Origin of the sequence: Desulfovibrio diazotrophicus (genome assembly GCF_902498985.2) — a bacterium.
Taxonomy (GTDB): domain Bacteria; phylum Desulfobacterota; class Desulfovibrionia; order Desulfovibrionales; family Desulfovibrionaceae; genus Desulfovibrio; species Desulfovibrio legallii.
In genome coordinates this window covers 1,527,981-1,547,910 of the sequence record NZ_OX346397.1, presented here as the reverse complement: position 1 = coordinate 1,547,910, position 19,930 = coordinate 1,527,981, and the positions used below count along the sequence as shown (strand labels likewise).

Genomic DNA, 19,930 nt, shown 5'->3' with positions numbered 1-19,930 from the left:
AGTTTTAACAGCCGCGTTGCGGTTGACTTGTTTTTGTATCCGTTATATAAAAATTGAAATTCATTTCTTATTTCATATCAGACCGGGATACTATACATGTCATACGCCAAGACCCTTCGGGCAGTGGGTGCCGGGCATACGGTGATTGTGCTGGCCGTGGACGCGCCGGAGGCCCAGCGGCAACGGCTTGAATCCATTGGCGTGTTGCCCGGCGTAGAGCTGGACGTGCTGGCGGACAACGGCGGCCCCATTCTGGTGGCCGTGGGGCAGGCGCGGGTGGCTGTGGAACGTGCCCTGGCCGCCACGGTTATTGTGGCCTAAGCAAGGAGTTGACAATGACGCTCAGCGGAATGGTTCCGGGCGACACCGGCAGTGTGCGGGATCTCAGCGCCACAGGGGCGCTGGGGCAGCGCCTCATGGACCTGGGGTTTTACCCCGGCGCGCGGGTGCGCGTGGTGCGCAACGCCCCTCTGGTGGACCCCGTGGAAATCGAACTGGACGGCTGCCACGTCAGCCTGCGCCATGAAGAAGCCGACCTGGTGGAGGTGGACAGGCAATGAGCGCCCCCCTGCTTGTGGCTCTGGCCGGACAGCCCAACTGCGGCAAGTCTACCCTGTTCAACATGCTTACCGGGGCGCGCCAGCACGTGGCCAATTACCCCGGCGTCACAGTAGAAAAAAAGACCGGCTTTTTCACTCTGGAAGACCACCGCGTGGAGCTGGTGGACCTGCCGGGCACCTACAGCCTGACCTCTTATTCCCTGGAGGAAAAAACCGCGCGGGACTTTATCCTGCACGCCGCGCCCCAGGTCACCATCAACGTGGCCGACGCCGCCAACCTCAAACGCAACCTCTACCTGACCCTGCAACTGCTGGAGATGGAAACGCCCCTGGTGCTGGCCCTCAACATGATGGACGTTGCCGCACGGCGCAACATTCAGATTGATACGGCGGGCCTGGCGCGTGAGCTGGGCGTGGCCGTGATCCCCACGGTGGGCAAAAAACGCAGTGGCGTGCAGGGCCTGCGCGCGGCTGTGGCCGCTGCCGCCCAGGCCGGCCGGAGGCCGTCCTTTGTGGTGGACTACGGGGTTCTGGAACCTTATCTGGCGGACCTGACGGATCTGCTGGCCAGGGAAGCCGCCCTGGATGGTCTGCCCATGCGCTGGCTGGCCGTCAAACTCATGGAAAACGACCAGGCCGCCAGAGAAACGCTGCGGGCGCGGGTTGCCAACCATACGGACATTCTGGCCAGCGTGGACATGCTGCGAGAGAACTTTGCCGGCGAACAGGGCGTGGATGCCGAACGCCACGTGGCCTTTGCCCGCCACCGCGCGGCTGCGGCCCTGACCGCCCGCCACGTGCGTTTGCCCCAAAAGAGCGCGCCCAACCTTTCGGACAGGGCGGACAGGTTTGTTTGCCACAGGTTTTTTGGCCCGCTCATTCTGCTGACCATCCTGCTCGTACTGTATGAGGTGGCCATTGTCTACGGCGGCGATTTGGCGGCCATGATCTGGCCCCTGTGGGACGGCGCGCAGAACTTTCTGGCCGGCTTCCTGCCCGCTCCGGGCTTTTTGGAGGATCCCCCGCTGCGCGCCCTGGGCCTGTGGGCCATGAAGAGCGTCACGGCCATTCTCAACTATCTGCCCATCTTTTTTCTGCTCTTTGCTCTTATCGCTATTATGGAAGACAGCGGCTACATGCCGCGCATGGCCTTTATTTTGGACCGCGCTTTCCGCCGCTTCGGCCTGCACGGGCAGTCCACCCTGCCGCTCATCCTGGGCGGCGTGTACGTGGGCGGCTGCGCCATCCCGGCCGTCATGGCCACCAGGGCCATCCCGGACGAAAGGGCCCGGCTGGCCACCATCCTCATTGCGCCCATGATGAACTGCCTGGCCAAGGTGCCCCTGTACCTCATCCTCATCAGCGCTTATTTTTCCGCCCACAGCGGCATGGCCATGTTTTTCATCGCCACGGTCACCTTGTTTATGGCCCTGCCCGTGGCCAAGGCCCTTTCGCTCACCCTGCTGCGGGGCAAGCCCAGCGCGCCCTTCATCATGGAAATGCCCCCCTACCATCTGCCCACCCTGCGCGGCGTGCTGGCGCGGGCCATTGAACGGGTCTGGGTCTTCCTCAAAAAAATCTTCACCGTGGTCCTGGCCGTGGCTGTGGTCATTTTTGCCCTCATCAACTACCCCGGTCTTGGGGAAGAACGCATGGCCGCCTACAACCAAAAAGCCGACCAGGCCATGAAGACCTTTCTGCGGGCCGTGGACAAGACCGCACTGGCCGGGCAGTTTGCCGTGGAGGATGTGACGCCCCTGCTGCTGTTTGAAGAAGCCCTCAAAGACGCCAAGCGCGGCGTTACGGACCAGGAGGCTTCAAAAGCCGTGGACGCCGTCTTTCAGGCCCGCAACCCCGTCTATTTCACCATTGCGCGTTCCGTGGGCAAGGACGGCAAAGCCCTGCGCCCGGCCCTGCGCAAACTCATCAGCCAGCGCAAACAGCTGCGCCGTGAATTGCGCGAAGACACCTTTGAGCACAGCGCCCTGGGCCTGGCGGGCAAGGCCCTGGAGCCCGTGACCCAATATGCGGGCTTTAACTGGAAAATCAATATTGCCCTGCTTTCCGCCTTTGCCGCCAAGGAAAACAGTGCCGCCACCCTGGGAGCCATCTACGGCCTGGATGGCGACGTCCCGGCCGAGGAAAGCCTGCGCGCGGGCGCCGCGGGCTTTGGCCCTCTGCACGCCCTGGCCCTCATGCTTTTCATGGCCCTGTACCCGCCCTGCGTGCCCACTTCGGTCATGGTGCGGCTGCAGTCCAATTCCACGGGCTGGATGCTCTTTTCCATCCTTTACCAAACCTGCCTGGGGCTGGCCGTGGCCACCCTGGTCTTTACCGGCGGAAGCCTGCTGGGGCTCACCGGCTGGCAGGCCATGTGGCTGTTCTACGGCCTGTGCGTGGCCCTGACCATTGTCATGGGCATGGTCCCCGACCCGGCTCCTGCGGCAGGCGTAAAACCCAAAACGCCCGTTGCGGCATAACATCTTCAAGGAGGATATGATGAAAAACCTTTTTGCTGCGGCCGTGCTCGGCCTGCCCCTGCTGCTGGCCGGTCCGGCCCTGGCCCACAGCCCCCTGTGCAGCTGCTTTGACAACGGCGACGGCACCGTCACCTGCGAGGGGGGCTTTTCCGACGGCTCTTCGGCCGCGGGCGTGAAGATGCTGGTGCTGGATGGCAGCGGCAAAACCCTCATCGAGGGCAAGATGAACAAGGACGGCGAATACAGCTTCAAAAAGCCCGCCGGGGCCTACAAGGTGCTTTTTGATGCCGGTGAAGGCCACAAGGTGGAAGTGGACGGCGCCAAGATCGTCCAGTAATTTTTTGCGTCACAACGGATATTGAAATCCAATTTCTAACGGAGGTTTCATGAAAAGCGTCAAAACCCTGATTCTGGCCGGACTTTTGTCCCTTGCGGCCGCGCCCGCCTACGCGCACTTCATGATGGTCTACACGCCGGAAATTGCCAAGTCCGAAGCCGGCGACCTGGACTTCCGCATTGTCTTCACCCATCCGGCCGAAGCCGGCCACACCATGGACATGGGCGGGGTGAAGGAGTTCTACGCCATGTACCAGCGGGGCGACAACGCACCCAAGAAAATCGACCTCTTGCAGACCTTGAAGCCCATTACCTGGAAAAACCCCGAATCTTCCGGCCCGGCCTTTGCCGCGCGGGTGCCCCGCAAAGAAATCCGCTCCATGGGCGACTACACCTTTGTGATGGTGCCCGGCTATTATTATGAAAAGGAAGAAGAAGTCTACATGCAGCAGATCGCCAAGCTGGTGGTCAACGTGGGCGGCATCCCCGGCAACTGGAACGCCGCCCTGGGTCTGCCCTGCGAAATAGTGCCCCTCATCAAGCCCTACGGCCTCTGGACCGGCAACGTATTCAAGGCCCGCGTGCTTTCCGGCGGCAAGCCCGTGCCCAACGCCGAGGTGGAAGTGGAGTACATGAGCCACATGCCCGACCTCAAGGCCAATGCCATGCCCAAAAAGGGCAGCGTCACGTATCCGCATGACGCCTTTGTCACCCAGACCATTTTTACCGACGACCAGGGCTACCTGACTTTCGGCATTCCCAAAGCCGGCTGGTGGGGCTTTGCCGCTCTGGGCGTGGGCCCGGACAAGGAATACAAGGGCAAGGAACTTTCCCAGGACGCCGTTATCTGGGTTAAAGCCGTGGATATGAAGTAAGCGCGCGTTCGGCCTGAACGCAGCAGACCCGGCGACAAACAGGGCGCGGACAGTCTTGCGACATCCGCGCCTTTTGTCGTCTGCCGCCTGACGCTGGTACGGCCGCAGCGCCGCAGCAAACCCGCCGGCAAAGGCCGGGCCCTCAGTCGGCCCCGGCGCAGAGGCGCGCGCCGGGGCCGACGGCCTTAAAACAGGAAGTCTGTGGAAAGAAAGTGCGAACGCCGGTGGCGGAGGATGTCCGCCAGCAGCTCCTTATTGCGCGTCGAGCCCTTGGCCGCCACCAGCGTGCGGATGGAAAAAGCCCGCAGGGCGTCGCTTACGGAAAGCGTGCCCTCGGCCGAGTCTTTGCGGCCGGTGAAGGGGAAGGTATCCGGCCCGCGCTGGCACTGGCTGTTGATGTTTACGCGGCAGACCTGGTTGACCATGGGGTCGATAAGGGCGGCCACGGCTTCGGGGTCCGTGCCGAAAATGCTGGCCTGCTGGCCGTAGGGCGAGGCGATGACCGCTTCTGTGGCCTCGGCCACGTCCGTGTAGGACACTACGGGGATTACCGGGCCGAACTGCTCCACGTTGTGCAGGCGCATACGCGCCGTGACGTCGGCCACCAGGGCCGGATAGTAGAGGGTGCGTTCGGCCTGGCCACCGTGGGGGTTGGCCACGCGCGCGCCCAGGGCCAGGGCGTCGTCCACCAGACCGCGCAGTTCGTCCACCTTGCCGGGCACGGGCAGGGGCGTGATTTTGACGCCGGGCTTCCAGGGCGCGCCCATAGGCAGGGCGGCGATGGCCTCGCCGCAGCGGGAAAGAAACTCCTCCATGCGCGAGGCGTGCACATAAAAGATTTTGAGGGCCGTGCAGCGCTGGCCGTTAAAGGTCAGTGCGCCGGTAACGGCCTCGGCCACGGTCAGCTCCATATCGGCGCAGGGCAGGACGATGGCCGCGTTTTTGGCGTCCAGGCCCAGCACGCAGCGCAACCGGTGGGGCAGGGGGTGGTTGCGGCGCAGGGCGTCTGCGGCGCGGCTGGAGCCGATAAAGGCCAGCACGCTGATGCGCCCCGAAGACAGGGCCGGGATGGCCACCCGGCGGTCACCGAAAAGGATGTTCACCACGCCGGGAGGGAATGCCTGGGCAAAGGCCTCCAGCAGGGGCGCATAGAGCAGCTTGCCGATGCGCGGCGTTTTGACGATGACCGGGTTGCCCATGATCAGGGCGGGAATGAGGGTGGTGAAGGTTTCGTTGAGCGGATAGTTGAAAGGCCCCATGCAGAGTACCGGCCCCAGGGGCGCGCGGCGGATCTGGGCGTAGATGCCGCTTTCAATGACGAAGCGGGACGAGGCCCGGTCCAGATCCTTGAGGGCGTCCACCGTAGCGCGCAAGTAGGCCACAGTGCGGTCAAACTCGGCCCGGCAGTCCTCCAGGGGTTTGCAGATCTCCCAGACCATGAGGCGCACCACCTGGTCGCGCACGGCCGTCATGCGTTGGGCAAAGTCCTCCACATGGGCGATGCGGTCCTCTACCCGCATGGTGGGCCAGACGCCCCGGCCGTTGTCCCAGGCCCGTTCCACGGCGGCCACGGCCTCCAGGGACTCGGCTTCGGTCAGGGCGGGGCAGCTGCCGATGACGTAGGGTTCGCCGTCCACATAGAGGGGCGAAACCACCTCTCGCGTGGGGCCATTCCATTCACGCAGTTCGCCGCCCACAAGGTAGCGGCGTTCGTCCAGCCGGGGCTGGCGGCAGTCCGCGGGGATATCCAGAGCATCGGGACTGATCTGACCGGGAAGCGTGGTCGTGAGCATAGGCCCTCCTGGCGCGGGCGGCGTGCCTCCGTCCTTGCGCGCGTATTTTTTCACAGGATACGAGGGCGCGCGGCGGGCGTCAATGCGGCCTTTTCCGGGCGCGGCCCAGGCCGCTTTGCAGCGGCCGCTTGCCGCCCGAAGCCGCATGAGCTATGGTTTCTCAACGCCCACGGGCGAAAAACAAGGCGGATGTATGACTCAGGAATGTCCCTGCGGCAGCGGCAAGGCCCTGTCCCAGTGTTGCGGCCCTTACCTGAAAGGCGCTGCCTGGCCCCAAGATGCGGCAAGCCTTATGCGCTCCCGCTACACGGCTTACGGCTTGGGCCAGTTTGACTGGCTGGTGGAAAGCACTCACCCGGACCACCGGGAGGACGTGACGGTGGAACGGCTGGCCCGCTCGGCGGAAGGCGTGCACTGGCTGCGTCTGGACATTGCGGCCACCCGCACGGACGTGCCCTCCGAAGACAGCGCGCAGCCCCACGACGAAGTGGATTTTTACGCCTATTATGAGCTGGAAGGCGTGCCCCGCCAGCTGGCCGAGCGCAGCGCTTTCAGCCGCAAGGACGGCAAACTGTACTATGTGGGCGGCGTGCCCCTGCGGCCAGAGGGGTACCGTCGGGCCGAGGCCAAGGTGGGCCGCAACGATCCTTGCCCCTGCGGCAGCGGCAAAAAGTACAAAAAATGCTGTGGGGCGGCCGCCTCTTGAGCGCCGCCGACGCCCGCCCGCGCAGCCCGTTGCTGGCCGTGCGGCGCTTTTGCCTGGTCTGTCAGGGCGACGCGCCTTCGGCCGTGCGCGCCTGCGCCGACACAGCCTGCTCCCTGTGGCCCTGGCGCTTGCCGGAGGCTCCCAAGGGGCCGGAGGCCGCCCGCGCCGTGCTGCGGGCCGTGCGTCGGCAGTGTCTGGCCTGCGCCGGCAGCCGGGCCGAGGTGCGCAGCTGCGCCGCGCGGGAAGGCTGCCCCCTGTGGCGCTGGCGCTTCGGGGTGCGGCCGCAAACCTATAAGGCCGTGCGGCGGCGGTTTTTTGCTCCCAAACCCTTGCGGCTGCTGTGACCAGCCGGACGGCGCGGGGCCTGACGCCCGTTGCGCCGGAGGAGGTTGCCATGTCCCATCTGCTCGAATGGTCCAGAGCTTACACCCACCGGCTTAACCCCGTGGACGCCGCGCCTTTTGCGGCCCGTGCGCCGGAGCTGGCCCAGCGCCTGGCCGAAGAAACGGCCGCCGGCCGACTGCCTTTTCTGAACATGCCCTACCGGGCAGCCCTGGAGAAGGAAATGGCCCCCCTTCTGCCGCGCATCAAGGGCTACCGCCACATGCTGCTGTTGGGCATAGGCGGGTCCGCCCTGGGCGCGCGCGCCATGCAGCAGGCCTTTGCCCCCGGTCAGGACGGCCCCGGCCATCCGGGCCCCTGGCTCTGGATAGCGGACAATGTCTGCGCCGAACGTTTTGAGGCCCTGCTGCACAGTTTGCGGCCTGAGGAAACCGTGGTGGTCTGCGTAAGCAAGTCCGGCGGCACCATTGAAACCGTGTCCCAGTACCTGCTGGTCCGCGACTGGCTCAAGAGTGCCCTGGGCGCAGCCTGGAAGGACCAGATGATCCTGGTCACGGACGCGCGCAAGGGCTATCTGCGGCAAGAGGTGCAGAAGTACGGACTGGCTTCGCTGGAAGTGCCGGACTATCTGGGCGGGCGGTATTCCGCCCTCTCGGCTGTGGGGCTGTTGCCCGCCGCTTTCCTGGGCATCGACTGGCAGGGCCTGCTGGACGGCGCGGCTGCTGTGGCCGCTCCCCTGCTGGAAAAACCGGCCGACCTGGCGGCGCACCCTTCCTTTGCCCTGGCCTGCTGGGCCAAGGCCCTGGAGGACGCGGGCTACGATCAGCTGATCTTTTTTTGCTATATTCCCCAGTGGGCCGCCTATGGGGACTGGTTCGCACAGCTCTGGGCCGAAAGCCTGGGCAAGGATGGGCAGGGCAGTCAGCCGGTGCCGGCCACGGGCGTCACGGACCAGCATTCCATCAACCAGATGTTTCTGAGCGGTCCGCGCAACAAGGCTTGCCTGTTTCTGACCTGTCAGGACCAGGCCCAGGGGCGCTCCTTCGGCATGGACGTGCCGGAGCAATGGGCCTGGCTGCGCGCCAAGCCTTTCGGCAGCCTTCTGGAAGCCGAGGGGCTGGGCACGCGCATGGCCCTTTGTCAGAGCGGCGTGCCCCTGGTGCACGTGGACATGCACGACGCCAGCCCCCGCGCCGCCGGCTCGCTTATGCTGCTGCTGGAGGCCGCCACCCTGTTTACCGGCTGGCTCATGGGCGTAAACCCCCTGGACCAGCCCGCCGTGGAGCTGGGCAAGCGCCTGGCCAACGCCCGTCTTGGCGCGCCCGGCTATCCGGAAGAGGAAGCGGACCTTGCGGCCTGTTTGGCCGCTCCCCGGCAGGAACAGCCTTTTTGACGCGGCGCTCTGGCCCAACCTGGCCCGGCCTGGGGCGGTGGCGTTGCCGCACAGGCGTCCCGGTAAAGGGCGTCCGGCGCGGCATCCTTTCCGAAAGGCGTCCGGCCGGTCGTGCAGCCCGCGGCGCCGTGCGTTGTAATCCGTAAGGAAAAACGTCTGGGCGGGGGTTCCTGCGGCGTGCAGGGCCCCCGCAAAAGCGATATACCAACCGGCAACCCCCCACGAGTTATGTTCAGATTTAAAAAAACGAAAGCGCCGGAGGCGGCGCGACAGGGCGGGGACGGCGCACCCCAGGTCGATGCGGAAAGCGCCTTGCCGGGGTATGCCCGCACCCTGTCCTGGCTGTCGCTGGCTGTCATTTTGTTGACCAGCCTGGGGCTTTCGTTCTTTATTTCCAATTCCGCGCGGGAAACCCTGCTCACCCGCCAGCAGGAGTTCGCCCGGCTGTTGGGGCAGAATCTGAACAGTCAGATTTTTCGAAGGTTTGCCCTGCCCACTATCTTTGCCTACGGGCGCATTGCTCTGCGCCAGCCGGAGCAGTATGAACGCCTGGATCAGGTGGTGCAGTCCGTAATCCACGGTCTGCCGGTAGAGAGGCTGCGCATCTATGATTTTTCGCGGGTGGTGGCCTATTCCACCAGCAAGGAGGATGTGGGCCGGGCTGGGCTTTCGCCGCCCTATCTGGACGATATCCTGCAGGGGGGCGCGCCGCGCTCGGAGATCATTTCCACCATCCCGGCCTGGCAGGCCCCCTTCCGCCTGCCTTTGAGCGAAGGCGCCTTTGTGCTGCGGGTGCTCTATCCCCTGCGGGGCGAGAGCCTGCGCCCCGGTGAGGCGGCCCCGGTTATGGGCGCGCTGGAGCTGACCCAGGACATTACGGGCGACTATGAGCAGGTGCTGACCTTTCAGGGCATTATTGTGGTCATGTGCCTGCTTTCCTCTGTAGTTATGTTTGCGCTGCTGCTCATGCTCATCCACCGTTCCGAGCGGGTGCTGGCCGCGCGCATGCACAAAAACCGCATGCTGGAGAACGAAATCCACAGTAACGAGCGTCTGGTGAGTATGGGGCGGGTGGTGGCCAGCATTGCGCACGAAATCCGCAATCCGCTGGGCATTATCCGTTCCAGCGCGGAGCTTTTGCAGCGCCGCACGGACAAGGCCGATGCGGGCACGCGTCGCATTCTGGGGGCCATCTATGATGAGGCCGTGCGCCTTTCCCAGACCGTCAATGACTTTCTGGACTACGCCCGGCCCCGCCAGCCCAAGCAGGATCTGGTGGACGTGGGTCTGGTGCTGGACCAGGTGCTGGCCTTCCTGGAAGGGGAAATGGGCCGGTGTGGCGTGAGCGTGCAGCGCCAGTGCGCGCCGGGCCTGTTTGTGCACGGCGATAAGGATTTGCTGTATCGGGCATTTTACAATATCCTGGTCAACGGGCAGCAGGCCATGGAGGGCCCCGGCACGGTGCGCATCGTCAGCCGCGCGGAGCCGGACGGCCGCGTCTGCCTGGAATTTCTGGATTCCGGCCCAGGGTTCGACCCCGCCATTTTGCCCAATCTGCTGGACCCCTTCTTTACCACCAAGGATGGCGGCACCGGGCTGGGCCTGCCCATTGTGCAGTCCATTATCACCAGCCACGGCGGGTCAATCGCGCTGGAGAACGGTCCCGAAGGCGGTGCGCTGGTGCGCGTGCTGTTGCCGAGGGCCACACCCGCGCACGGGAAGACGTAATGAGTGAAAAAGCGCATATTCTGGTTATCGACGACGAAAAAAACTATCTGCTGGTGCTTCAGACCCTGCTGGAGGACGAAGGCTATACGGTGACCGCCATCAGCGACCCGGAAACAGCTCTGGCTTTTCTGGAAGAAAGCGAAGTGGATGCCGTGGTCACGGATATGAAGATGCCCAGGGTTTCGGGGCGGCAGGTGCTGGAAAGGGTCAAGAAAAACTGGCCTTACATTCCGGTGCTGATCATGACGGCCTTCGGTTCTATTGAGAGCGCCGTGGAAGTCATGAAGTACGGTGCTTTTGACTACATCACCAAGCCCTTCTCCAATGACGAACTGCTGCTTTCCATCCACAATGCCGTGGAGCTTTCGCGCGCCCACCGCCAGTACCGTCTGCTGCAGGAGGTCATGGAGGACCGCTATGGTGTGCACAAGATTGTGGGCCGCAGCAAGGCCATCCGCGACGTGCTGCTCATGGTGGAGCGCGCCGCGCCCAGCCGCTCCACGGTGCTGATTACCGGAGAGTCGGGCACGGGCAAGGAGCTGGTGGCCCGCGCCATCCACTATACCAGCCCGCGCAAGGACAAGCCTTTTATATCGGTCAACTGCATGGCCCTGAACCCCGGCGTGCTGGAAAGCGAGCTCTTCGGGCACGAAAAAGGCTCTTTTACCGGGGCGGTGGCCCTACGCCGGGGCCGTTTTGAGCAGGCCGACGGCGGTACGCTTTTTTTAGATGAAATAGCCGAACTGACCCCGGACCTGCAGGTCAAGCTGCTGCGCGTGCTGCAGGAACGGCGCTTCGAGCGTGTGGGCGGCGGTGAGGAAATTGAGGTGGACATCCGCGTGGTGGCCGCCACCAACAAAGATCTGGCCTCCCTGGTAGAGAAGGGCTCCTTTCGCGACGACCTCTACTACCGGCTCAATGTAGTGCAGATACCTCTGCCGCCCCTGCGGGAACGGCGGGAGGACATCCCCCTGCTGGTGGCCCATTTTGTGGAAAAGGTCTGCAGCGAAAACAATATGACGGCCAAAACCTTCAGCACCGAGGCCCTCAATTATATGACCGGCTATGAGTGGCCCGGCAATATCCGCCAGCTGGAAAACGTGGTGGAAAGTTGTCTGGTGCTGGTGCCCGGCAATGTCATCCCGGTGGACAGCCTGCCCGCGGAAATCCGTGACGAGGAATCCCAGTTCAAAAGCGCCGTAGACCTTTTGCCCGTGCAGCTGGATCTGGCCGACACTCTGGAAAAAATCGAAGCGGCGCTCATCCGCCGGGCCCTGGTGCGGGCGGATCTGGTGCAGGTCAAGGCAGCAGAATTTTTGGGCATTTCTAAAAGTCTGCTGCAGTATAAGCTGAAAAAATACGGCATTACAGGCCATTAAACTGTAAAATTGGCGCAGGAGCGGTGCGGGGCTCAACCCGGCGTTGGTGGGCGGCCCCGTGCGCTCTTTACATGCTGAAAATTTTGGAATAGGTTGAACAACCAATCTAATTCTTCTGTTCTGTCGTTTGTGGGTTGTTTCGTTGCGCTGCAGGCGGTATCCCAGTTTGCTGGTCTGTCCGGCAGGGCGCGTTCGCCTGACGATTGTTTTGATCCCGGCGCGAACCGCGTTTTTGTCCTTGGCGGACCACTGCGGTTGTGCCGGGGCCGTGGGCAGGCAGAAGATTGCAGAAAAGAGGATCCGCAATGGTCAGCACCAACAGCAAGAGCGGCCGCGCTCCGGCCGTACGCGGCCGCAGACGCAGCATCCAGCGACCGCGCGTGCATACGGAAGTTTTGTCCTGCCTTTTGGAGGACATTCAGTCCGGAGTTTATGCCGTGGGGCAGAATCTGCCTTCGGAACGGGAACTCATGGATGAATTCGGCGTGGGGCGGCCCGCCGTGCGCGAGGCCCTGGCGGCCTTGGCGCGCATGGGGCTCATTGAGGTGTCGCCAGGCCTGCGGGCGCGGGTCTGCCGGCTTACCCTGCAGCCGCTGCTGCGTGAAATGCGTGCCACTTTGGATATCTATTCCAATTCCGCCGAGGGTTGGCGGCAACTGCACGACGTGCGCTTGTTTTTTGAGGCGGCGGTGGTGCGGCACATGGCCCGCACGGTGACGGATCAGCAGCTGGCCGTGCTGCAGGAGATGCTGCAGAACCAGCGCCGCCTGCTGGACGCCTCTGAAATCCGGGCCTTTGCCGAGGCGGACATTGATTTTCACCGTTATCTGGTGGAGTGTGTGGGCAACAGTTTTCTGGGCTTGCTGGCCGATGGTTTTGCTGGCTGGCTCATCACGCCGCTTTATGCCTCCATGCAGGTGCGGCGGCAGAGCGAGCGCTCCTATCGGGCGCATCTGGCCGTATTTGAGGCTTTGCAGAAGCGCGATTCCGACTTGGCCGAGGCGGCCTTGCGCGTCCATCTGGAGGAAATGCGCGATATTTATCAGGTGGACGTTATGGCCGCGCCTGAAAAGCCGGCAGCCCCCGGCGACGGAGAGGCATAGCGGGCGCTTTTGGCGCATCCGACCAGAGCATTTAACACTTGAAATGCTCGCTTACTGCAGGCAAAAGCCTGCCTTCTCGCATTTCGTGGCAAGGATTTTCAAGAAAATCCTTGCAGAGCAGTTAGCTCATTTCATTCGCTAACTGCTCCAGACAAAAGGCAGACGGGTTTTCCCGTCTGCCTTTTGTTATTCAGTGAGGTTGTGGTTCCGAAGGCGGCTTTGTGTCTTGCGCAGCGCCTTCCCCCACAAACCGCAGGTTTTCTTACGCCCAGAGGATCAGGCCGGTTTCCAGGGGGTTGGCCAGGGCCGGATGCACGGGCAGAATGCGGATGCCGTAGCGGTAGTGCCCGCTGTGGGCGGGTATGTAGCTGGCGGCGTAGTTCATGCCGTCTTCGCCGTGGTCGGCGTGGCGCTGTTCCAGGCGCAGCACTTCGGGTTTGCTGACAAAGTTGCCGTTGGGCAGGGCCTGGCCGATGACCAGCTGGACCAGAATTTCTTCGGGTTTCATGCTGCCCAAGTGCATGTGCAGGCGCACGCTGACGGGTTCGCCGCAGAGCATAGTATTGTTTTCCAGGCCGCTGACGATGATTTCCTCCACCTTGACGGTGCCGAAGCGGGTGGCCAGGTCGGCCTTCCAGGCGGCCAGGGCGCGGCAGGCGGCCCAGTCGTTTTCGGCCAGCATGTTGCGGCGGCGGGCGGCGCGCAGGTAGTACTGGCGCAGGTAGTCGTTGAGCATGCGGTTGGTGCTGTACATGGGGGTGAGGCTTTTGAGGGAACGCTTGGAGAGGCCGATCCAGCGGGCGGGCAGACCGGTGGCGTCACGCTCGAAGTAGAGGGGCAGGACGTCGTTTTCCAGCAGGGTGTAGAGGGCTTCGGCGTCGGCGTAGTCGTTTTGTTCGCTGCTGGGCAGTTCTGTGGTGACCACGGGGCCGATGGTCCAGCCGTTCTGGCGGTTGTAGCCTTCGCACCACCAGCCGTCGGATATGCTCAGGTTCACGCCGCCGTTGACGGGCAGTTTCATGCCGCTGGTGCCCGAAGCCTCGTGGGGGCGTCGGGGAGTATTGAGCCAGACGTCGCAGCCTTGGGAGAGCAGGCGGGAAACGGCCAGACTGTAATTTTCCATAAAGAAGACGCGGCCCAGGAAGCGTTCGTCGCGGCAGACGTGCAGCACCTCCTGAATGAGGTTGATGCCGGCCTCGTCCGCAGGGTGGGCCTTGCCGGAAAAGACCAGAATGACGGGGCGGTCGGCCTTGCCCATGATGCGGAGCAGACGTTCCAGGTCTGCAAAGATGAGTGTGGCGCGTTTGTAGGGGGCAAAACGCCGGGCAAAGCCGATAACCAGGGTTTCGGGGGTAAGCAGGTGCTCCATGCTTTTGCGCTGGGCCGTGGTGAGGTGGAAGAGCTCAGCAAAGTGGGGGATGCTGCTGCGCAGGGCTTCCAGCAGGGCTTCCTTCTGGTGCATGCGCGCGGCCCAGTAAACGTCGTCGGGTATCTGGTCCACGCGGTCCCAGACCGGGTCTTCGGGCGGGGCCTGCAGCCAGTTGGGGCCCAGGTGCTGCAACAGCAGCTCGTGCATCCAGCTGCCCACGTAAGAGGGCGTGTGCACGCCGTTGGTCACGTAGCCGATGGGGGTTTCGGCCAGGGGCAGGCTTTTCCAGAGATTGTTCCACATGTGGCGGGAAACCACGCCGTGCAGGCGGCTCACGCCGTTGGCCCAGCCGGAGAGGCGCAGGGCCAGGACGGTCATTTCAAAGGCGCTGCTGTCCCCGCCCTCTATCTGCCCCAGCTGCGCGAACTGCGGCCAGGAGAGCCCCAAGCTGGCGGCCATGCCGTTGAAGTAGCGCTGCATGAGCTCCAGAGAGAAGGCTTCGTTGCCTGCGGGCACGGGGGTGTGGGTGGTGAAGAGGGTGTTGGATCGCACGCGCTCCAGGGCCTCGGCAAAGGCCATGCCTGACGCCATGTTGTCTCTGAGGCGCTCCAGAGCCATGAAGACGGAGTGCCCTTCGTTCATGTGGTATACGCCGGGCAGGATGTTCAGGATGCGCAAGAGACGCATGCCGCCCATGCCCAGGACCATTTCCTGCAGGAGGCGCACCTCGCGGTTGGCCTCGTAGAGCCGGTCGGTAATATGGCGGTCTTCGTCGGTATTGCGGCGGGTGTCCGTATCCATGAGGTAGAGGGTCACGCGGCCCACCTGCATTTTCCAGACGTGGGCAAAGAGGATGCGCCCCGGCAGTTCCAGATGGACGTAGAGGGGTTCGCCCGCCGCGTCCTGCACCAGGGTGATGGGCAGGCGGGCAAAGTTGTTGACGGGGTACTGGGCCACCTGACGGCCGTTGGCGTCCAGCACCTGGGTGAAGTAGCCGTTTTTGAACAGCAGGCCTACGCCCACCAGGGGCAGGGCCAGATCGGAGGCGGACTTGAGGTGGTCGCCGGAAAGTACGCCCAGACCACCGGAATAGATGGGGATGGATTCGTTGAGGCCGAATTCCGTGGAAAAATAGACAATGGGGCGCTCCGGCGTGATGTTGGGGTCGGGGCTGCGTACGGGTTCGGCCATATAGGCGTCAAAGGCGGCGATCACTTCGGCATAAAGGTCCATATATTCCTGGTTGGCGCAGAGCTCCTTGAAGCGCTCCGGTGTGGCCTCCTCAAGCATTTGCAGCGGGTTGCGGCAATCTTCCCACAGGGGCGGGTTCAGGGCCATGAACAGGGCCTTGGCCTTGTCGTGCCAGCACCACCAGAGGTTGCGGGCCAGGTCGCGCAGGCGGGTCAGTTCCTCCGGCACTTCGGCCACGGCCATGACGGGCCGCAGGAAGGGCGTAGCCGAGCAAGAGGCCGTGAGTACGCGGGTCAGGGCCGTGTGCCCGGCATCGTGGTCCGCCCGTACGGCGGCTTTTTTGAGGGCCAGGGTAAAGGCCTCAAGGTAGTTGGCAAAAAAGTGGTTCCAGGAGCTCAGTTCGGCCAGGCGGCGGGCTTGCCGGCGCCACTGGGGCCGCTCGTCGGCCGGGCAGGTGACGGCCTTGAGCATGTATTCGTGCAGCACGGCCACGCTCTGCTCAAAGTTCATGCCGCGACGGGGCATGATGCAGACGCCGGGGTGACGCTCCGCCGATTCCTGCAGCTGGTCACGCGCCCACATGCCGAAGCCGGAAAGGTCCGTGGTCAGGGTGGGCACGGACCAGGCCGCGCTTTCCTGCGGGGTGTAGCCCCAGGGTTCGTACCAGGAGGGGAAGAAGCCCGTGTCGCAGGCGGCCAGCACCTGCTCGTAGGGCAGGTTGAGGAAGCCGTCGCTGCCGTCCAGCATGGCGGGCACAAAGATGACCTTGACGCGCCGGTCCGGGGCGTTGTCCAGGCCCAGGCGGCGGCAGGCATTGATGATGGGGTCTTGCGGGGCGTTCCAGACAAAGTGGGTGCAGAGGAAAGGCTTGCCGTTGTCGTTGGCCTGGGGGTCGCCCGAAACGGCGGCGGGGTTCACGCCCGTGTGCCCGCCCATGACCAGGCAGAGGGCCAGTACGGAGGCCTCCGTGCCGGCCAGGTTTTTGTCGGCGCGGGCCAGGGCTTCCAGAAAGACGTCTACGCCCTTGTTGTGCATTTCGTAGCGGCCGGAGATGACGAAGATGCGGGTGTGTTCCGGCAGGCTGCAGCGCAGAAATCGTTCTGCGGCGGCCAGTAAGCGGACGCGTTTTTCCTGCGGGGCGTCGCGCTGTTCGGAGTAGTCGGGAATGACGCGCAAATCCAGGCCGTTAGTGGTGATGACGTCGGGCTGGCGGCCCAGAAAGACCACGGATTCCTCGCCGGTGATGGGGCTTACTGTGGTGAAGGCGTCGGCCTCGCGGGCGCTGGCGCTCTCCATGGACCACTTGGCCGTGATGTTCAAGCTGGCGGCCTCATTGGCGGGATTGATGGTGCGCATGTTGCTGTAGATGTCGCGGCCGGTGCCGGCCAGGGCGCGGCCCAGCATGGTGGCGTGCGTGGTGAAGACCGTGCCTACCTGCGGGGCCAGGCGCTTGAGCATGAGCAGGCCCGCGCCGCACATCCATTCGTGGAACAGGGCCACGGAGCGGCCTTCCATAGGGCTGACGTGGTTTTCGTGGATGGCGGCCACCACCTCGCCGCAGGCCGTGGCGAACATAACGGGTTCGATATAGTCCCAGCCGCCGGAAAGGGAGTCTACGCCGTAGTTTTTCCACAGTTCGTAGAGCAGCTGGTTGCTGGCGTAGCGCTTGGCAAAATCCACCAGAATAACCTTGGGGCGGCCGGGGATGTTCCAGCGGCCCAGGCGGCATTTGAGGTCTTTGGTGGCCAGGGCCATGCGCAGGGAATCCCAGATATGCTCGTCCGTTTCTTCAAAGCCGGGGTTCTGCTGCAGGGCGGGGCCCAGGAGAAAGTAGTCCTCGCCAAAGTGCTCCACGGCCTGCAGGGCCTTGCTGCTGACTACGGAATAGATGCCGCCCACCTTGTTGCAGACTTCCCAACTGGTTTCAAACAGGGTGACCTGGGACGCGTCGAAATTCATGACAGCTCCTTTACAAGACAGCGATGCGCGATGTTTTTCCGCTCAAAGTGGGGATGTTCAACTTCCGGGGCCGCACGTCAGGGCCTGGTGACCGGTTTGCCGTTGCGCCGTCCCTTGGCGCTGGCGGCGTCCGCACCGGGGGCGGGTTTGTCGTGCCCGGCTTTGGCGCGGGCGGACCGGGCGCGGGACGCTTTGGCGCGGGCGGCGGCGTCCAGGCGCATTTCAAAGTCCGCCAGCACATTCATGTAAGTGATATAGGCGTCGTAGGGACTGCCGAAGGGATTGGGCCTGTCCGTCAGCGGGTGGGCAAACCACTTGGTGGACATGTGAGCGAAGTGGTCGGCAGTCTGCAGACGTTCAAAATCGTGGGCCAGTTCCGGGTCGGCGTAGCGGCGCACGCGGGGGGCCAGGCTGTAGAGGGCGTGGATGGCGTCCTTTTGCATATCGTTGCCCAGCCAGGTGGTGAGGTCGCGCCCTTCGTCCTCCCAGGAAAGAAACTGGGGCGCATCCACCTCGCCCACGGGATGTTGCGTTGCGCTCACTTCGGCCGGGGTGCTCCAGGTAAAGCCGTGGTCGGCCAGCAGGGCCTTGGGCAGGGCTTCCATAAAGTCAAAAATGCCCGTTTCTTTGCTGAAACGCAGGCCCAGCAGGTGGTAGTCGTTGCAGAGGGTGATGACCTGGGCCGAGCCTGCCAGCCCGTGGCACCAGGCGGCGAACTTGTCCGCCGTGAGGGGCCAGCCGCTCCAGGCGCGGTCGCCGAAGCGTCGCCCCATATCGGCGGAAAGGCTCGCGTTGCGCAGCAGCAGGGCCATTTTTGGCGTGCCCGCCGGGCTATAAAGGTAGTTGGGGCTGCGCCAGCCCAGCACATGATCCGCCCCTTCGGCCAGCACGGTTTTGAAGCCCAGACGGGGCAAGGCTGCGGCCAGGTCGTTATTGTAGATGCATTCCGTATGCTTGAAGCTCACGGGTTTGGCGCCGAACAGCTCTTGCAGGCGCGCGGCCTGGGCCCTGACCTGATGCTCAAATTCTTTGCCAGAATAGAGGAAGGCCAGGGAATGGGCGCTGGTTTCACCCAAAAATTCCACGCAGCCCGTGGCGGCCAGGGCCTTGAAGCTGTCCAGCACTTCGGGCGCGTACTGCTCAAAAAGGTCCAGGGCCGTGCCGGAAATGGAAAAGGCCAGACGGAAGGCGCCCTTGTAGCGGCGGATGAGCCGGAGCATAAGCTCGTTGGCGGGCAGATAGCAGAGGCGCGCTGCCCGCAGCAGGGTTTCGCAGTTGCGGTCGTCGTCTTCGTACAAAGAGTTCTGCCCCATGTCGAACACGGTGTAGCGGCGCAGCTGATAAGGCTCGTGAACCTCAAAACACAGGCAGAGAGCTGGCATCAGTGACCTCCGTAAAGATTGCGGTACACGGCCAGGAGTTGTTCGGCGGCATTTTCCCAGCGGATGGATTTCATTTCTTCCCGGCAGTTTTTGACCAGTTCGGCGGCCAGGCAGGGGTAGCGCAGCACGGCGCAGATTTTGTCGGCCATGTCGCGGGTGTCCCAGAAGTCGGCCTTGAGAGCGTGCTGCAGCACCTCGGCCACGCCGGACTGGCGTGAAAGCAGCACGGGTACGTCGTAGAGCATGGCCTCCAGCGGGGTGATACCAAAGGGCTCGGAAACCGAGGGCATGACGTAAAGGTCGCTCAGGGCGAACATGCGGTCCACATCTTCGCCGCGCAGAAAGCCCGCAAAATGAAAGCGCCGCCCTATGCGCAGTTGCCCGGCACGGCGGATGAGGCTGGGCAGCAGATCGCCGCTGCCGGCCATGAAAAAACGTACGTTGGGGATTTGCTGCAGCACCAGACGCGCTGCTTCCATAAAGTATTCCGGTCCCTTCTGAAAGGTAACCCGGCCCAGAAAGAGCACCCGCTTTTCATGCCGGATGCGCGGCGGGATGGCGTAGTGCTTTTCCGCCTCGTGCCGGGCCACAGCATTGTGCACCACCACGATTTTTTCGGGCGGGATGCCGTAGCGCTCCACAACTGTTTTGCGGGTCAGGCGGCTTACGGCCACCACCACGTCGGCGGCCAGCATGCCCGCACGTTCCAGCCCGGCCACCTGTTCGTTAATGTTTTCGCCGCTGCGGTCGTATTCCGTAGCGTGGATGTGGACCACCAGAGGCTTGCCCGTAAGGGCCTTGGCCAGCATGCCGGCGGGGTAGGTCATCCAGTCGTGGGCGTGGATGACGTCAAAATCCTCCCGCAGGGCCAGGGTGGCGGCCAGGCGGGCGTAGCGGCGCACCTCGGTCATGAGGTCCGGGCCGTAGCCGCCGCGCAGGGCGTAGGTTCGATTGCCGCTTTTGACAGGCGCGTTCGTAAGCGTTTCCCGGCTTTGGCGGCGCAGCTGCCCCAGCGCTTTGGCATAGCCGCCGGGCGTGAGGTAGGGGGTGAGGGGGCTGTCCAGGGGCAGGTAGCGGATGCTTTGCCGCCAGATTTCTTGTCCGGCCCAGGTGAGGCGTTCTTCCGTCTCTGGGCTGATAGGCGTGCCGGAGGCCTCCACAAGCCGCAGAAAACCGTTTTGTTTTGCCGCTTCTTTGGCGTGGGGCAGCACAAAAGTGATTTCCACGCCTTTTTTGGCCAGCGCCTGGGTCATGCCGTAGCAGGCTGTGCCCAGACCGCCGCTGATGTGGGGGGGGAATTCCCAGCCGAACATGAGCACACGCATGGCAACGTC

15 protein-coding genes are annotated in these 19,930 nt (G+C 63.6%); 11 read left to right on the top strand and 4 right to left on the bottom strand.

What is annotated here, in order from left to right; genetic code table 11:
* Positions 1 to 96: 96 nt before the first annotated feature.
* The 5 genes from J7I12_RS06745 to J7I12_RS06725 are packed head-to-tail and all read left to right on the top strand — an operon-like array spanning position 97 to position 4,251.
* Positions 97 to 321, top strand: a complete 225-nt coding sequence (locus tag J7I12_RS06745) for a FeoA family protein (RefSeq protein WP_118229619.1) — start codon at positions 97 to 99, stop codon at positions 319 to 321.
* Positions 322 to 335: 14 nt separating this feature from the next.
* On the top strand, positions 336 to 560 hold the full coding sequence (locus J7I12_RS06740; RefSeq protein ID WP_118229618.1) for a FeoA family protein: 225 nt from the start codon (positions 336 to 338) through the stop codon (positions 558 to 560).
* Positions 557 to 3,040, top strand: a complete 2,484-nt coding sequence (feoB, locus tag J7I12_RS06735; protein ID WP_302413267.1) for a ferrous iron transport protein B — start codon at positions 557 to 559, stop codon at positions 3,038 to 3,040. Before J7I12_RS06740 ends, feoB begins: the two co-directional genes overlap by 4 nt.
* 19 nt (positions 3,041 to 3,059) lie before the next feature.
* Positions 3,060 to 3,377, top strand: a complete 318-nt coding sequence (locus J7I12_RS06730) for a hypothetical protein (RefSeq protein WP_118229616.1) — start codon at positions 3,060 to 3,062, stop codon at positions 3,375 to 3,377.
* Between the two features lie 49 nt (positions 3,378 to 3,426).
* Positions 3,427 to 4,251 carry a DUF4198 domain-containing protein gene (locus J7I12_RS06725; RefSeq protein WP_118229615.1) on the top strand — a complete coding sequence of 275 codons (825 nt, stop codon included), beginning with the start codon at positions 3,427 to 3,429 and terminating at the stop codon, positions 4,249 to 4,251.
* A gap of 185 nt (positions 4,252 to 4,436) precedes the next feature.
* Here J7I12_RS06725 and J7I12_RS06720 read toward each other — a convergent pair whose 3' ends face one another.
* On the bottom strand, positions 4,437 to 6,044 hold the full coding sequence (locus tag J7I12_RS06720; RefSeq protein WP_118229614.1) for an NADP-dependent glyceraldehyde-3-phosphate dehydrogenase: 1,608 nt from the start codon (positions 6,042 to 6,044) through the stop codon (positions 4,437 to 4,439).
* 193 nt (positions 6,045 to 6,237) lie between these two features.
* On the opposite strand from J7I12_RS06720, the gene J7I12_RS06715 reads away from it, so the two are divergent.
* From J7I12_RS06715 to J7I12_RS06690, 6 genes are all read left to right on the top strand, one after another.
* Positions 6,238 to 6,750 (top strand): YchJ family protein, encoded by a 513-nt coding sequence (locus J7I12_RS06715; RefSeq protein ID WP_118229613.1) that lies wholly within the window; start codon positions 6,238 to 6,240, stop codon positions 6,748 to 6,750.
* A complete protein-coding gene (locus J7I12_RS06710; protein WP_302413269.1) occupies positions 6,747 to 7,094 on the top strand; it encodes a hypothetical protein in 348 nt (115 codons plus the stop codon). Before J7I12_RS06715 ends, J7I12_RS06710 begins: the two co-directional genes overlap by 4 nt.
* Before the next feature lie 50 nt (positions 7,095 to 7,144).
* Positions 7,145 to 8,485 carry a phosphoglucose isomerase-related protein gene (locus tag J7I12_RS06705; RefSeq protein ID WP_288907453.1) on the top strand — a complete coding sequence of 447 codons (1,341 nt, stop codon included), beginning with the start codon at positions 7,145 to 7,147 and terminating at the stop codon, positions 8,483 to 8,485.
* A 228-nt stretch (positions 8,486 to 8,713) separates the two neighbouring features.
* A complete protein-coding gene (locus J7I12_RS06700; protein WP_118229610.1) occupies positions 8,714 to 10,213 on the top strand; it encodes a sensor histidine kinase in 1,500 nt (499 codons plus the stop codon).
* On the top strand, positions 10,213 to 11,592 hold the full coding sequence (locus tag J7I12_RS06695; protein ID WP_118229609.1) for a sigma-54-dependent transcriptional regulator: 1,380 nt from the start codon (positions 10,213 to 10,215) through the stop codon (positions 11,590 to 11,592). The genes J7I12_RS06700 and J7I12_RS06695 overlap by 1 nt, the downstream gene beginning before the upstream one ends.
* A gap of 305 nt (positions 11,593 to 11,897) precedes the next feature.
* Entirely contained in the window at positions 11,898 to 12,695 is a 798-nt protein-coding gene (locus J7I12_RS06690; RefSeq protein ID WP_118229608.1) for an FCD domain-containing protein, read from the top strand.
* Between the two features lie 262 nt (positions 12,696 to 12,957).
* On the opposite strand, the gene glgP is transcribed toward J7I12_RS06690, so the two are convergent.
* From glgP to J7I12_RS06675, 3 genes are all read right to left on the bottom strand, one after another.
* Positions 12,958 to 17,214, bottom strand: coding sequence for an alpha-glucan family phosphorylase (gene glgP / locus J7I12_RS06685; RefSeq protein ID WP_302148828.1), 4,257 nt, complete (start codon positions 17,212 to 17,214; stop codon positions 12,958 to 12,960).
* Positions 17,215 to 17,291: 77 nt separating this feature from the next.
* On the bottom strand, positions 17,292 to 18,596 hold the full coding sequence (locus tag J7I12_RS06680; protein WP_288907455.1) for a glycoside hydrolase family 57 protein: 1,305 nt from the start codon (positions 18,594 to 18,596) through the stop codon (positions 17,292 to 17,294).
* Entirely contained in the window at positions 18,596 to 19,921 is a 1,326-nt protein-coding gene (locus J7I12_RS06675; RefSeq protein WP_302148827.1) for a glycosyltransferase family 4 protein, read from the bottom strand. Before J7I12_RS06675 ends, J7I12_RS06680 begins: the two co-directional genes overlap by 1 nt.
* Positions 19,922 to 19,930: the final 9 nt, after the last annotated feature.

Coding starts and splice junctions, on each gene's coding strand:
- J7I12_RS06745 (WP_118229619.1), top strand. CDS start 97: ATGTCATACGCCAAGACCCTTCGGGCAGTGGGTGCCGGGCATACGGTG.
- J7I12_RS06740 (WP_118229618.1), top strand. CDS start 336: ATGACGCTCAGCGGAATGGTTCCGGGCGACACCGGCAGTGTGCGGGAT.
- feoB (WP_302413267.1), top strand. CDS start 557: ATGAGCGCCCCCCTGCTTGTGGCTCTGGCCGGACAGCCCAACTGCGGC.
- J7I12_RS06730 (WP_118229616.1), top strand. CDS start 3,060: ATGAAAAACCTTTTTGCTGCGGCCGTGCTCGGCCTGCCCCTGCTGCTG.
- J7I12_RS06725 (WP_118229615.1), top strand. CDS start 3,427: ATGAAAAGCGTCAAAACCCTGATTCTGGCCGGACTTTTGTCCCTTGCG.
- J7I12_RS06720 (WP_118229614.1), bottom strand. CDS start 6,044: ATGCTCACGACCACGCTTCCCGGTCAGATCAGTCCCGATGCTCTGGAT.
- J7I12_RS06715 (WP_118229613.1), top strand. CDS start 6,238: ATGACTCAGGAATGTCCCTGCGGCAGCGGCAAGGCCCTGTCCCAGTGT.
- J7I12_RS06705 (WP_288907453.1), top strand. CDS start 7,145: ATGTCCCATCTGCTCGAATGGTCCAGAGCTTACACCCACCGGCTTAAC.
- J7I12_RS06700 (WP_118229610.1), top strand. CDS start 8,714: ATGTTCAGATTTAAAAAAACGAAAGCGCCGGAGGCGGCGCGACAGGGC.
- J7I12_RS06695 (WP_118229609.1), top strand. CDS start 10,213: ATGAGTGAAAAAGCGCATATTCTGGTTATCGACGACGAAAAAAACTAT.
- J7I12_RS06690 (WP_118229608.1), top strand. CDS start 11,898: ATGGTCAGCACCAACAGCAAGAGCGGCCGCGCTCCGGCCGTACGCGGC.
- glgP (WP_302148828.1), bottom strand. CDS start 17,214: ATGAATTTCGACGCGTCCCAGGTCACCCTGTTTGAAACCAGTTGGGAA.
- J7I12_RS06680 (WP_288907455.1), bottom strand. CDS start 18,596: ATGCCAGCTCTCTGCCTGTGTTTTGAGGTTCACGAGCCTTATCAGCTG.
- J7I12_RS06675 (WP_302148827.1), bottom strand. CDS start 19,921: ATGCGTGTGCTCATGTTCGGCTGGGAATTCCCCCCCCACATCAGCGGC.